The organism is Vibrio sp. 10N.222.49.C9 (assembly GCF_041474985.1).
Classification (GTDB): domain Bacteria; phylum Pseudomonadota; class Gammaproteobacteria; order Enterobacterales; family Vibrionaceae; genus Vibrio; species Vibrio crassostreae_C.
In genome coordinates, this window is the sequence record NZ_JBFRVD010000190.1 from 1 (window position 1) to 402 (window position 402).

The 402-nt window shown below is 46.0% G+C and carries 1 protein-coding gene; it reads left to right on the plus strand.

All coding sequences use genetic code 11. The features are described 5' to 3' along the window. Nucleotides 1-402: HD-GYP domain-containing protein (locus AB4585_RS22690; protein ID WP_372171064.1), on the plus strand; the 402-nt coding region annotated here is incomplete at both ends.

Sequence of the window (402 nt, forward strand, 5' to 3'; positions counted from 1 at the left end):
TATGCGGGATGAGCATGCTGATCTATTGAGAGAGGCGGCACCCATGCACGATATAGGCAAGATTGGCATTCCTGATGGCATTTTACTAAAGAAGGGGAAACTAGACCCTGAAGAGTGGAATGTGATGCGTACTCATGTGCAAATTGGCGTAGATATTCTGGGTGATAGTGAAGACTCTAAGCTCATGGAAATGGCTCGTATCGTTGCCTTAACTCATCACGAAAAATGGGACGGTACAGGTTACCCCAATGGCTTAGAGGGAGAGCATATTCCCTTAGTTGGACGCATCTGCGCTATTGCTGATGTATTCGACGCGTTAACGTCTGCTCGTCCATACAAACAGCCTTGGTCTGTTGAAGAAGCATTACAGTTTTTGGGTGAACAAAAGGGTCAACACTTTGA